Origin of the sequence: Yersinia sp. J1 (assembly GCF_050586585.1) — a bacterium.
Classification (GTDB): domain Bacteria; phylum Pseudomonadota; class Gammaproteobacteria; order Enterobacterales; family Enterobacteriaceae; genus Yersinia; species Yersinia entomophaga.
Map to the genome: position 1 here is coordinate 237,860 of NZ_JBOBDP010000004.1, position 13,103 is coordinate 250,962.

The window sequence follows — 13,103 nt, forward strand, 5'->3', positions numbered from 1 at the left end:
TCTCGCCCGAGTCTGAGGATAATTAAGTAATGAGTGATTTGACTCATGACGGTGCAGAGCGCTTACCGCTGCACACATTTACTGAAAACGCCTATTTGAACTATTCCATGTACGTCATCATGGATCGGGCGTTGCCGTTTATCGGCGATGGTTTAAAGCCGGTACAACGCCGCATTGTGTATGCCATGTCCGAACTGGGTCTGAGCAACAGTGCCAAATTTAAGAAATCAGCGCGTACCGTGGGTGATGTGCTGGGTAAATACCATCCTCACGGCGATAGCGCCTGCTATGAAGCTATGGTGTTGATGGCGCAGCCGTTCTCTTACCGTTATCCGCTGGTGGACGGGCAGGGTAACTGGGGGGCACCGGACGATCCTAAATCGTTCGCAGCGATGCGTTATACCGAATCTCGTTTATCCAAATATGCCGAAGTGCTACTGGGTGAATTGGGGCAGGGGACGGTGGATTGGGTGCCAAACTTTGACGGCACCATGCAGGAGCCGAAAATGCTGCCTGCGCGCCTGCCAAACATACTGCTGAACGGTACTACCGGCATTGCCGTTGGTATGGCGACGGATATTCCGCCGCATAACGTGCGGGAGATTGCTCAGGCGGTAGTGGCGTTGATTGATAAGCCCCATACCTCGCTGGAAGAATTGCTAGAGTTCGTACAAGGCCCTGATTTCCCAACCGAAGCGGAAATCATTACACCAAGAGACGAAATCCGTAAGATTTATCAGAATGGCCGTGGCTCTGTGCGAATGCGCGCGGTATGGAAAAAAGAAGACGGCAGCGCGGTGATTACAGCGTTGCCTCATCAGGTTTCCGGTGCCAAGGTTCTGGAACAAATCGCCAACCAAATGCGAGCGAAAAAGCTGCCGATGGTAGAGGATTTGCGCGATGAATCGGATCATGAAAATCCGACTCGCCTGGTGATCGTGCCACGAACCAATCGCGTCGATCTCGAACAGGTAATGAACCACCTCTTCGCGACAACCGATCTGGAACGCAGCTACCGTATCAATATGAATATGATCGGTCTAGATCATCGTCCGTCGGTGAAAGGCTTGCTGGAAATTCTGACCGAATGGCTGGAATTCCGCCGCGACACCGTGCGTAAGCGTTTGAACTATCGTCTGGATAAGGTATTGAAGCGTCTGCATATTTTAGAGGGTTTATTAGTCGCCTTCCTGAATATCGACGAAGTGATTCATATTATTCGTACCGAAGATGAGCCTAAGCCATTGCTAATGCAGCATTTCGGGATTTCCGAAACGCAGGCCGAAGCTATTCTGGAGCTGAAACTTCGTCATCTGGCCAAGCTGGAAGAGGTGAAGATTCGCGGTGAGCAGGATGAACTGGCGAAAGAGCGCGATCAATTGCAGGCGCTGCTGGCTTCTGAACGCAAGCTGAATACGCTGATCAAAAAAGAAATTCAGGCAGACGCGGCCGCTTATGGTGATGATCGCCGTTCGCCGCTGACCGAACGTAGTGAAGCCAAGGCGATGAGCGAGCACGATATTGTGCCTTCCGAGCCGGTAACTATTGTGCTGTCTGAGATGGGCTGGGTGCGAAGCGCCAAAGGCCATGATATCGATCCAAGCGGTTTAAGTTACAAAGCGGGAGATAGCTTCCGCTCCGCTGCTCGCGGCAAGAGTAATCAGCCGGTGGTGTTTATTGACTCCACCGGACGCAGCTATGCGCTGGATCCGCTGACGCTACCGTCTGCTCGTGGGCAAGGTGAGCCGCTAACCGGTAAGCTAACGCCGCCTCCGGGGGCGACCATTGAGCAGGTGTTGATGGCTCCGGACGATCAAAAACTGTTGATGGCTTCTAACGCCGGTTACGGTTTTGTCTGTACTTTCAACGATCTGGTGGCTAAGAACCGCGCGGGTAAAGCCATGATTACTCTACCGGAAAACGCGAAAGCGTTGCCGCCGCTGGAAATTCATGGCCCGGATGATATGTTGCTTTCCATCACCATGGCTGGACGTATGCTGATGTTCCCGGTGGCCGATTTGCCGGAGTTGTCGAAAGGGAAAGGGAATAAGATCGTCTCTATTCCGGCGGCGCAGGCGGCGGCAGGGGAAGACGGGCTAGCCTGGCTGTTTGTCTTGCCTCCGCAGACTTCGGTGACGCTGTACTTCGGCAAACGCAAGCTGACGCTGCGTCCAGAAGATTTACAGAAATTCCGTGCGGAACGTGGACGCAAAGGCTCGCCGTTGCCTCGTGGATTGCAGAAGATAGACCGGGTTGAAGTGGACGCGCCTGCGCGCCCTGAACAGCCTGAAAATAACCAGTAGCTATTGTCCCTGAGCGGATTGCCAGTCGTATTCAGGCTGGCAATCCGCATCGGCATCGATTTAAACGGTTGACCGCTTTGATCGATCAGCCATGGCCGTTGGCCTTTTCCCCCAGATTATTTGAACCTTCTGTAATGGCAATTTATTATGGCGGTGAATCTACGCGGTGTTTTTTATCGCAGCCGCTATACTAGCGTCGATTAGGTTTTCAAGAGGTTGTTATGTTATTAATTTTGCGCTCAGTACTGGCGGTTTTGTATTGCTTATTGGTGTGTGTGTTTGGTTCGATTTACTGTCTTTTCAGTCCACGAAATCCCCGCCACGTTGCGACCTTCGGACATTTGTTTGGCCGAATGTCCCGACTATTCGGTATCACCGTTGAACAACGTATTCCAGCGGAAGCTGCAGAGTATGGCAACTGTATCTATATCGCTAACCACCAGAATAATTACGATATGGTTACTATGTCGAATGTGGTTCAGCCTGGTACGGTAACCGTTGGTAAAAAAAGCCTGCTGTGGATTCCACTGTTTGGGCCACTGTATTGGCTGACCGGTAACCTGCTGATTGACCGCGAGAATCGCGCTAAAGCCCACGGAACTATTGCGCAAGTGGTTGAGCAAGTTAAGAAACGTAATATTTCTATCTGGATGTTCCCGGAAGGAACCCGTAGCCGCGGTCGTGGTCTGTTGCCGTTTAAAACTGGCGCTTTCCATGCTGCTATCGCCGCTGGCGTACCTATCGTGCCGATTTGTGTTTCCAATACCAATGGTAATATTAATTTGAACCGTTGGAATAATGGATTGGTGATAGTAGAAATGCTGCCACCTATTGATACCAGCGGCTACAGCAAAGAGCGAGTGCGCGAACTCGCCGAGCATTGCCGTAATCTGATGGCGACCAAAATTGAGCAGCTTGATGCTGAAGTTGCTAAGTACGCAGCAGAAAAAAAATAACGCGACTCCAGTATGTTACTGGATACGCTAAAATAAAAATGCCTTTATTTTAAACGACTTTGATCGTTAGTGTTTTGCCCGCTGATACCCGTGCGGCGTCGGCGGGCAAAACTTTTGCATACGGTTTGTTAGTGCTTTTCACGGAGAAGATATGTCACTTAGTCGTCGCCAGTTCATTCAGGCTTCGGGCTTAGCGCTATGCGCAGGTTCACTGCCATTGAGGGCACAGGCTAGCGGTACGCAGCAACCTCCCTTACCGGTTCCCCCATTGCTGGAATCCCGCCGTGGCCAACCGCTGTTTTTAACGTTACAGCGCGCGCACTGGGCATTCATGTCTGGCCGTAAAAAGGCGGAAGTGTGGGGCATCAATGGCTCCTATCTGGGGCCAACGGTCAGAGTGTACAGCGGCGATGATGTCAAGTTGATTTACAGCAACCGACTGTCTGAGCCGGTTTCTATGACTATCAGCGGTTTACAGGTTCCCGGCACTTTAATGGGCGGAGCGCCGCGCATGATGTCACCGGGCGTAGATTGGTCTCCAGTGCTGCCGATCCGTCAAAGCGCTGCCACCTGTTGGTATCACGCCAATACGCCTAATCGTATGGCTCCCCATGTCTATAACGGGCTGGCGGGAATGTGGTTGGTGGAAGATGAGGTGAGTAAAGCACTGCCGCTGCCTAGCCACTACGGCGTTGATGATTTCCCGATTATTATTCAGGACAAACGACTGGACAGCTTTGGCGTTCCGGAATATAACCCGCCGGCCAAGGGCGGCTTTATCGGTGATACTTTGCTGGTTAACGGGGTGCAAAGTCCGTTTGTCGAAGTTTCTCGTGGATGGGTGCGTTTGCGTTTGCTGAACGCCTCGAACTCCCGCCGCTATACTCTGCAAATCAGCGATGGCCGACCTTTCCACGTTGTGGCTAGCGATCAGGGTTTCCTGCCCGCGCCCGTTGCTGTACAACAGCTATCGCTGGCACCGGGTGAGCGACGCGAAGTGTTGATTGATATGTCGCAGGGCAGCGAGGTTTCCATTACTGCCGGTGAGTCTGCGGGTATTATGGATCGTCTGCGCGGGCTGTTTGAACCCTCCAGTATCTTGATCTCCACGCTGGTTTTGACCTTAAAGCCGACGGGTTTACTGCCGCTGGTAACTGATAATCTGCCAATGCGACTATTGGCCGACCAAATTCTTGACGGCAACGTTGTACGCTCTCGTGAATTTCGTTTGGGCGATAACTTACCGGGCATTAACGGCGCGATTTGGGATATGAATCGGGTTGACGCACAGGCGCAGCAGGGAACCTGGGAACGCTGGACGCTGCACGCCGATATGCCGCAGGCTTTCCATATTCAGGGCGTATCTTTCCTAGTGAAAAATGTGAACGGCGCTCCGGCAATGGCGGAAGACCGTGGTTGGAAAGATACGGTTTGGGTCGATGGCGATGTAGAGCTGCTGGTGTATTTCAATCAGGTCTCTTCCGAGCATTTCCCATTCCTGTTCTACAGCCAGACGCTGGAAATGGCCGATCGCGGCTCTACCGGTCAATTGGTGACACAGCCTGCTCCGATTTAATCCTTTCTTCTTCAAGACAGGGCGGTTAATCGCCGCCTGGTCTACGTCATTGCCCGCAACTATTTGTTTGTCTATTCGATAATTTCTTGGGCGATCTCCACGAGTCGGTGGGGGATCAAAGAAACCACCGATAACCTTCCTCTTTACATGGATAAATGCGTATAATCGCCGCCCTGTGATGATTTCCTGACCCGCATCCTCCTCTCCATCTCCTGATTAAAGAGTATTGCCATGAGTACCAGCCTGATTCAGCCAGAACGCGATCTATTTTCCTACACGCCTTATTGGGCCGAGTGCTATGGCACCGCGCCTTTTTTACCCATGTCGCGGGAGGAGATGGACGTGCTGGGCTGGGACAGCTGCGACATTATCGTGGTGACCGGCGATGCCTACGTTGACCATCCGAGCTTTGGTATGGCGATTGTGGGCAGAATGCTTGAAGCGCAGGGATTTCGCGTGGGAATTATTGCTCAACCGGACTGGACCAATAAAGAAGACTTTATGCGGTTGGGTGAGCCAAATCTGTTCTTTGGCGTCACTGCGGGCAATATGGATTCGATGATCAACCGTTATACTGCCGATCGTAAATTGCGTCACGATGATGCCTATACGCCGAATAATGAAAGTGGAAAACGGCCGGATCGCGCCACTTTGGTTTACAGCCAGCGCTGTAAGGAAGCCTATAAGCATGTGCCAGTGATATTAGGCGGAATCGAGGCCAGTTTGCGCCGAATCGCTCATTATGATTACTGGTCAGATACGGTGCGGCGTTCGGTGATTATTGATGCTAAAGCAGACATGCTGGTGTACGGCAACGGCGAACGGCCATTGGTTGAAGTGGCGCACCGGCTGGCGGCTGGCGAGAAAATTGCTGATATTCAGGATGTGCGTAATACCGTAGTGATTCGTAAAACGCCTTTGCCTGGCTGGAGCGGCGTGGATTCTAGCCGTTTGGATAAACCGGGGCGTATTGAGCCGATTCCGAATCCTTACGGTGATGACTTAGCCTGCGCGCCGGAGGGGAAAGCAGATGCCGAGGAAGCTAAACCGGTGACGGTGCGAGCTGCCAAGCCTAAACCGTGGGAAAAAACCTATGTTTTGCTGCCTTCTTATGAAAAAGTTAAAGCAGACAAAGTGTTATATGCACATACCTCGCGGATTCTGCACCATGAAACCAACCCAGGCTGCGCACGAGCGTTGATGCAAAAACACGGAGATCGCTATATCTGGATTAATCCGCCAGCGATTCCGTTGAGCACCGAGGAAATGGACAGCGTATTTGCTCTACCTTATCAACGGGTTCCTCATCCGTCTTACGGTGACGCAAAAATACCGGCTTATGACATGATCCGTTTTTCGATCAATATTATGCGTGGCTGCTACGGCGGTTGTTCCTTCTGCTCGATTACCGAGCACGAAGGCCGAATTATTCAAAGTCGTTCGGAAGATTCTATAATTCGCGAAATCGAAGAAATTCGCGATAAAGTCCCAGGGTTTACCGGTATTATCTCCGATCTTGGTGGCCCAACGGCCAATATGTATATGCTGCGCTGCCAGTCTCCGCGTGCGGAACAAACTTGCCGCCGCGCTTCCTGTGTCTATCCTGAGATTTGTACCCATATGGATACCAATCATCAGCCCACTATTTCGCTGTACCGTCGGGCGCGCGATCTAAAAGGGGTGAAGAAGATCCTGATTGCTTCCGGAGTGCGTTACGATTTGGCGGTAGAAGATCCGCGTTATATCAAAGAGCTGGCTTCTCATCATGTGGGGGGATATCTGAAGATCGCGCCAGAGCATACGGAAGAAGGGCCGCTGTCAAAAATGCTGAAACCGGGCATGGGCAGCTACCAGCGTTTTAAAGAACTGTTTGATACCTATTCCAAACAGGCGGGTAAAGAGCAGTATTTGATTCCTTACTTTATCTCGGCTCACCCCGGCACTCGGGATGAGGATATGGTTAATTTGGCGCTATGGCTGAAGAAAAACCGATTCCGTCTGGATCAGGTACAGAACTTCTATCCGTCGCCATTGGCCAACTCGACCACCATGTATTACAGCGGTAAAAACCCGTTGTCTAAGGTCGATTACAAAAGTGAAGACGTGGTGGTGCCAAAAGGAGATCGCCAGCGTCGCTTGCATAAGGCGCTGCTGCGTTACCACGATCCTGCCAACTGGCCGCTGATTCGTACCGCTTTGGAAGATATGGGCATGGCACATTTGATCGGTGGGCGTCGGGAGTGTCTGGTGCCTGCGCCGACGATAGAAGAACAGCGGGAAGCTCGACGATCTTTGCGTCACCATACGCCAGCGCTGACTAAACACACCGCTATCGCACGCCAGCGTCAGCCGAGTGGTTCACCTAAAGTTACGCCGGGTCATGCCCACTCAGGCAAAGCAATATCGGGCGAAGTTACGTCTCGCAAAGCGACGTCAGGTAAAATGACATCGGGTAAAGTGCCATCAGCATCGGGTAAAGAACCATCAGGCAACCCGCCATCGGGTCAAGGATCATCAGGTAAAACGTCATCAGGTTCAGGTAAAACTGCGCCAGCCAATATCCAGGGCAAATCATCCTCAACAGGCTCTCGTCCTGGGGGAAAGTCGACAAACGCGGGCCGGGTTAAGCAGAAAGTTCGTTAACCTGCGCCAGAACCTTTACATGCGATGCATCAATCCGCCATCCCTGGCGGATTGATGAGTGACATCCCTGACTCGAAGGTTCACGCGTGCTTTTAAAGCTAAATTAAAAAGCCGATTAAAAAGCCGATTCAAGATGCCAGTTTACCGTTCGTCGATTGACCAAAAATCGCGTAATTTTGTCGCGGTATTTGGCTGCCATTATTTAAAAACTATCGGGATCTGGCCCCAGACGATTGCCAATGTCCAATTTGGCGATCTCGCTGAGTTCGTCTTTTTCCAGTTTGAAATCAAAAACTTCAAAGTTTTCTCTGATACGAGACGGCGTGACGGATTTAGGAATGACGATTAACCCGCTATCCAGATGCCAGCGAATGACAATTTGCGCCGGAGTTTTGCTGTATTTCTCCGCCAGTCGATGAATCAGCGGTTGTTCAAATACGCCTTCTCCGCCCTGTGCCAGCGGGCTCCAGGACTCGGTGGCAATGTGATGAGTGGCATTCCAGGCGTGAAGCTGACGCTGTTGCAGCAAAGGATGCAGTTCAATCTGGTTAATCACCGGAGCGACGCCGGTTTCATCCAGCAGCCGTTGCAGGTGTGGAATATGGAAGTTACAAACGCCAATACTGCGAGTTAGCCCCTGTTCTCTGAGCTTAATCAGTTCCCGCCAAGCTGCGACAAAGCGATTCTGTTTTGGATCTGGCCAGTGAATTAAATACAGATCCACATAATCCAACTGGAGTTTTTCCAGGCTGGTTTCTAACGCCTGTTGTGGATGAGCCTGATCTTCATTCCAGAGTTTGGTGGTGATGAACAGCTTTTCGCGAGGAATCGCGGCGGATTTCAACGCTAAACCTACGCCTTCTTCATTTTTGTAAATTGCCGCTGTATCAACTGAACGATAGCCAATTTCCAGCGCTTTGGTGACCGCAGCCTGAACGTCCTCGTGGCTAGCTTTCCATACGCCTAGCCCAAGCTGGGGCATTATGCTGCCATCATGCAGTTTAATAATCGGTTGATTTGTCATGAATTTCTCCTCAAGGTTGCGGGCAGTTTTGCCGAAGCAGCCAGCCGCACACTCAGTAATCGATCTCTTATTTATCGTAGTCGAAATTATTTATTAATTATCAGGCTAATCATTTTATGCATTAAGCGTGCATATCCAACACGACGCGATAACGTGCTTTTCCCGCGTGTAAATGCTCAATGGCGTCGTTTATCTTGCTCAGGGGAAAATGCTCAACCTGAGGTTTAATTTCGTGACGTGCACAGAACGCCAGCATTTCTGCCAAGCGAGCCGGTGCGCCGGTCGGTGATGCCGATAGCTCAGCCTGTTTCCCGATAAAAGCAAAAATATGCACTGGAACCGGCTCCGGGATCGCCCCGACAAAATGCAACCGACCTTTAGGTGCCAGCGTACTGACATAGGCATCCCAATCCAAGGAGGCATTTGCAGTCACTAAGATAAAATCGAGCTGGTTCGCAATTTTTGCCAGCGCTTTGCTGTCATTGCTGGCAACCACGCGATGAGCGCCGAGAGAAAGCGCTTCGTCACGTTTGGTATTAGACGAGGTAAAAGCGGTCACTTCGCAGCCCCAGGCTTTCATAAAGCGAATCGCCATATGGCCTAGCCCGCCGATACCGACCACGCCCACTCGCTGTGTGGGGCGAACATCGTATTGCAGCAGAGGATTGAAGACGGTGATTCCACCGCAAAATAGCGGCCCCGCGCTGGTAATATCCACACCTTCCGGCAGCGGAATTGCCCATGCCCAATGACTGCGAATCCGATCGGCAAAACCGCCGTGGCGGCCAATAATCGTGGGCTGAACTTCATGGCACAAATGCTGATCGCCGGAAACACAGGGATGGCAATGCATACAACTGCCGCGATTCCAGCCAACGCCCACCACTTGACCGATTTTTAATCCTTTGTTTTTGGCATGTTGGCCAATACGAGAGATTTTTCCCACCACTTCATGGCCGGGGACAAAGGGGTAGGCGGTGATGCCCCAGTCATTGTTGATCATGGATAAATCTGAGTGGCAAACCCCGCAATAATCAATGCTGACCTCAATATCATCATCAGCCAGTGGCCCGGCATCAAATACGAAGGATTCTAACGGCTGGCCCGCAGCAGGAGCGGCCCAAGCCTGGATGTGATTATCAGATTCAGTCGAGGGTGTAACTGATTGGTTCGACATATGACTCTCCCATGGATAAACGAGATGCAATAGGGCGAAAGGTGTTGCAGTACCAGAAAGGGGGCTGTTGCTATCCCTTGGGCAGGAACTACAGCTAAATGAAAACCGCGGATATGGTATTTAAGCCTAGCAGTAAGTATCGATGCTGGAAGAAAAAATCGAGGCTATGGCCATCGTAAATTTGAAAGGAGAAGGGCAAGGACGTTTCCTTACCCTTTATAGTATCGATAATGATTAAATCAGATTGCGGCTTCGTAGATACGTTGGCTATCTGCCAGCGTAATATCGCCGTGTTCCCCCAGGCTGCGGTAGCCGTGTTCGTCCAACTTTTTGATCAGGCTTGGAATAGTGCTGCCATCCAGACCGTATTCAGACAAACGGGTTGGTACACCCATTGCCTCGAAGAAATGACGGGTTGCGGCAATCGCGCCATCAATACGCTGTTCTTCGGTCCCTTCATGCAAATTCCAAACGCGTTCTGCGTATTGCAGCAATTTGGCGCGTTTCTGCTCTTTTTTCGCTTCCAGCAGAGATGGCAACACCACTGCCAGAGTCTGTGCGTGGTCTAACCCATGCAGAGCTGTCAGCTCGTGGCCCAGCATATGAGTCGCCCAATCCTGCGGTACGCCAGCACCGATCAGACCGTTCAGCGCCATAGTGGCACTCCACATGATATTAGCGCGAACGTCGTAATCTTTCGGATTTTCAAGCGCTTTCGGGCCTTCTTCAATCAGGGTTAGCAGTAAACCTTCTGCAAAACGGTCTTGTACCTTGGCATTTACCGGGTAAGTCAGATATTGCTCAATGGTGTGTACGAAAGCATCTACCACGCCATTCGCGACCTGACGCTTAGGCAACGTATAGGTCACCACTGGGTCCAGAATGGCAAAAAGCGGCTGAACGTGCGGTGAGAAGAAATGACGTTTGTCACCGGTGCTACGGCGGCTGACTACCGCGCCATTATTGGCTTCAGAGCCAGTAGCTGGCAGGGTCAGTACAGAACCCATAGGAATAGCTTCGGTGATGTTGCTACCGGCAGTTTCTAGAATCTGCCACGGATCTTCAGGGTAAGCCACGGCCGCAGCGATGAACTTGGTGCCGTCCAAAACGGAACCGCCGCCGACCGCCAGCAGGAAGTCGAAATCACCGGCGCGAATCAGTTCAACGGCTTTCATCAAGGTTTCATAAGTTGGGTTAGGCTCGATACCACCAAACTCTTCGAATTGATGGTTTTTCAATGCTTGATAGACTTGATCCATCACGCCGGTGCTTTTCACGCTACCGCCGCCGTAGGTAATCAATACGCGGGCATCGGCAGGAATTTGGTTCGCCAATTCAGCAATCTGGCCTTTACCGAACAGGACTTTAGTCGGGGTATGAAGAGTAAAGTTTTGCATGATTTTATAATCCAACCTGTAGTTGATTAATAGGCTAATAGTCAGTATCAACCTTGAATGGCCAGTAAATTAGCCAGTGGGCTTCCCACCCTTAGGCTGCGTCCTTGCGACGGAAAAAACCTATTGGGCAAATTTCTCTGAGGGCTATTGTGGGTAACTTAGTCATATAGCTCAATGCTCATTTCTGCCAGCTTCTTGCCTATTTCTACAAACCACTGTAGGAAATGTGATAAATAAAGCAAAATTCGTGTCGATATATTTTTTATGAAATATGAGGTTGGTATGGTGAGCATTGACGATATTCAGCGGGAACTGGCGCAAAAAGTCGCGCAACTGGCACAGGGAAACGGGTTGACGACGTCCGCGGTTCCCAAGGTTAAGCTGCTGTTTTCCAATGCCCATCAACCACGTACGCCGGTGATGTATACCCCCAGTATTGTGATCATCTTTCAAGGTAAAAAAGTAGGCTATCTGGGGAGTAAAATCTTTCAGTATGATCCGAAAAACTATCTGTTACTGACGGTGACGCTGCCGTTTGAATGTGAAACATTTGCCAGCCCGCAAGAACCGCTTGCCGGATTATCCATTCAGGTTGATCACCCAATGCTACAGGATCTGCTGGTGGATATTGGTGACGATGAGCTGGATAAACCCCGAGGTAATACCAACGGCGTCAACGCTGCATTGCTTACGGAAGAGATGCTGTGTGCCACCGAGCGCCTGTTGGACGTTATGGCCAAACCGCTGGATGCCAGAGTGTTAGGGCCGCAAATCGTGCGCGAGATTCTGTTTTATGTGCTATTCGGCCCTTGTGGTGCTCCGTTGCAGGAGTTGGTGAATCGTCACAGTCATTTTAATCAGATAGCTAAGGCGCTACGGCGCATTGAGAATCAATTTGCAGAAAATCTTAATGTGGAGCAGTTGGCGGCAGAAGTGAATATGAGCATTTCGGCTTTCCACCATAATTTCAAAGCGGTAACCAATACTTCTCCACTGCAATATTTGAAAACCTATCGTTTACACCGAGCCAGAATATTGATGATTCACGATGGATTGAAGGCCAGTACGGCGGCTATTCGGGTGGGGTATGAGAGTGCGTCGCAGTTTAGCCGAGAATTTAAACGTTACTTTGGTCATACGCCTAGCGACGAGCGGGCAAAACTGCGCAGTCACTAGTAAAACCAAGGGCACGCTGGCTCGATGAATCGCGGATAGCCAGCGTGTCTGAACGCGTTATTCGGTGGCGCTTTTACGCTTACACCACACCACAATCAGTGAGCCGACCAACCCAATCAGCAGCAAGGCTACCGGCAGAATCATCAGTGCGGTCATAACCTGATTTTCGTAGTGTTTCACTAACGGGATTTGGCTCAGGGCGAAGCCCAAACCCACCACTGCACCGACCCAGAGCAATCCGCTCAGCCAGTTAAATAGTTGGAAACGGGTACTATTCAGGCCAGAAATACCCGCTAGTGTAGGCAGTAAGGTGCGAACGAAAGCCAGAAAACGGCCAATGAGCAGGGCTGCCAGACCGTGGCGTACAAACAGTTGGTGCGCCCGCTGGCGATAATGTATTGGTAATTGTAGTAGCCAGCTTTTGACGACCTTGGTATCTCCGAGCCATCGACCTTGAACATAGCTAAGCCAGCAGCCCAAACTGGCCGCGATGGTAAGAATAATCAGCGTCGGAATAAAAGCCATAACGCCTTTGGCAATTAAGGCACCGGCAAGCAGCAGTAGGCTATCTCCGGGGAGGAAGGAAGCGGGCAGCAGGCCGTTTTCTAAAAATAAAGTGGTAAAAAGTATGCCGTAGATAACCCAAATGACATTGGGGTCGGCAAGTTTACTAAAATCCTGTTGCCATAAGGCATGAAGGATTTCGCGTAACACATCCATTTCTTTTCCTGTTTGCCTATTGGTGGGGAAGATAATCCGTGAATCCTTACAGTGTATCGGTATTAGACTCAGGCCACATTGATCTTATCCTCATTAACCAAAAATTAGCGGGGTATATTCATTCTGTTGAT

8 protein-coding genes and 1 pseudogene are annotated in these 13,103 nt (G+C 50.8%); 5 read left to right on the forward strand and 4 right to left on the reverse strand.

Annotated elements, in window-relative coordinates; all coding sequences use genetic code 11:
- Positions 1-29: 29 nt before the first annotated feature.
- From parC to ACQ4OC_RS09565, 4 genes and pseudogenes are all read left to right on the forward strand, one after another.
- Entirely contained in the window at positions 30-2,303 is a 2,274-nt protein-coding gene (gene parC / locus ACQ4OC_RS09550; RefSeq protein ID WP_064515154.1) for a DNA topoisomerase IV subunit A, read from the forward strand.
- 221 nt (positions 2,304-2,524) lie between these two features.
- Positions 2,525-3,259 carry a 1-acylglycerol-3-phosphate O-acyltransferase gene (locus tag ACQ4OC_RS09555; RefSeq protein WP_064515152.1) on the forward strand — a complete coding sequence of 245 codons (735 nt, stop codon included), beginning with the start codon at positions 2,525-2,527 and terminating at the stop codon, positions 3,257-3,259.
- Positions 3,260-3,410: 151 nt separating this feature from the next.
- Positions 3,411-4,835, forward strand: a complete 1,425-nt coding sequence (gene ftsP, locus ACQ4OC_RS09560) for a cell division protein FtsP (RefSeq protein WP_064515150.1) — start codon at positions 3,411-3,413, stop codon at positions 4,833-4,835.
- A gap of 231 nt (positions 4,836-5,066) precedes the next feature.
- Positions 5,067-7,277, forward strand: a pseudogene (locus ACQ4OC_RS09565) (YgiQ family radical SAM protein); the annotation flags it as partial.
- A 403-nt stretch (positions 7,278-7,680) separates the two neighbouring features.
- Here ACQ4OC_RS09565 and dkgA read toward each other — a convergent pair.
- The 3 genes from dkgA to yqhD all read right to left on the reverse strand — a co-directional run bounded on the left by dkgA (position 7,681) and on the right by yqhD (position 11,076).
- Entirely contained in the window at positions 7,681-8,502 is an 822-nt protein-coding gene (gene dkgA / locus ACQ4OC_RS09570) for a 2,5-didehydrogluconate reductase DkgA (RefSeq protein ID WP_064515148.1), read from the reverse strand.
- Between the two features lie 121 nt (positions 8,503-8,623).
- Positions 8,624-9,679 carry an NADPH-dependent aldehyde reductase Ahr gene (gene ahr / locus ACQ4OC_RS09575; protein WP_064515145.1) on the reverse strand — a complete coding sequence of 352 codons (1,056 nt, stop codon included), beginning with the start codon at positions 9,677-9,679 and terminating at the stop codon, positions 8,624-8,626.
- Between the two features lie 239 nt (positions 9,680-9,918).
- Positions 9,919-11,076, reverse strand: coding sequence for an alcohol dehydrogenase (gene yqhD / locus ACQ4OC_RS09580; protein ID WP_064515143.1), 1,158 nt, complete (start codon positions 11,074-11,076; stop codon positions 9,919-9,921).
- Positions 11,077-11,358: 282 nt separating this feature from the next.
- Here yqhD and ACQ4OC_RS09585 point away from each other — a divergent pair, with 282 nt between their 5' ends.
- Positions 11,359-12,252, forward strand: a complete 894-nt coding sequence (locus ACQ4OC_RS09585) for an AraC family transcriptional regulator (protein WP_430971126.1) — start codon at positions 11,359-11,361, stop codon at positions 12,250-12,252.
- 57 nt (positions 12,253-12,309) lie between these two features.
- On the opposite strand, the gene ACQ4OC_RS09590 is transcribed toward ACQ4OC_RS09585, so the two are convergent.
- Entirely contained in the window at positions 12,310-12,972 is a 663-nt protein-coding gene (locus tag ACQ4OC_RS09590; RefSeq protein ID WP_064515139.1) for a DedA family protein, read from the reverse strand.
- Between the last annotated feature and the right edge of the window lie 131 nt (positions 12,973-13,103).

Coding starts and splice junctions, on each gene's coding strand:
- yqhD (WP_064515143.1), bottom strand. CDS start 11,076: ATGCAAAACTTTACTCTTCATACCCCGACTAAAGTCCTGTTCGGTAAA.
- ahr (WP_064515145.1), bottom strand. CDS start 9,679: ATGTCGAACCAATCAGTTACACCCTCGACTGAATCTGATAATCACATC.
- parC (WP_064515154.1), top strand. CDS start 30: ATGAGTGATTTGACTCATGACGGTGCAGAGCGCTTACCGCTGCACACA.
- ACQ4OC_RS09585 (WP_430971126.1), top strand. CDS start 11,359: ATGGTGAGCATTGACGATATTCAGCGGGAACTGGCGCAAAAAGTCGCG.
- dkgA (WP_064515148.1), bottom strand. CDS start 8,502: ATGACAAATCAACCGATTATTAAACTGCATGATGGCAGCATAATGCCC.
- ACQ4OC_RS09555 (WP_064515152.1), top strand. CDS start 2,525: ATGTTATTAATTTTGCGCTCAGTACTGGCGGTTTTGTATTGCTTATTG.
- ftsP (WP_064515150.1), top strand. CDS start 3,411: ATGTCACTTAGTCGTCGCCAGTTCATTCAGGCTTCGGGCTTAGCGCTA.
- ACQ4OC_RS09590 (WP_064515139.1), bottom strand. CDS start 12,972: ATGGATGTGTTACGCGAAATCCTTCATGCCTTATGGCAACAGGATTTT.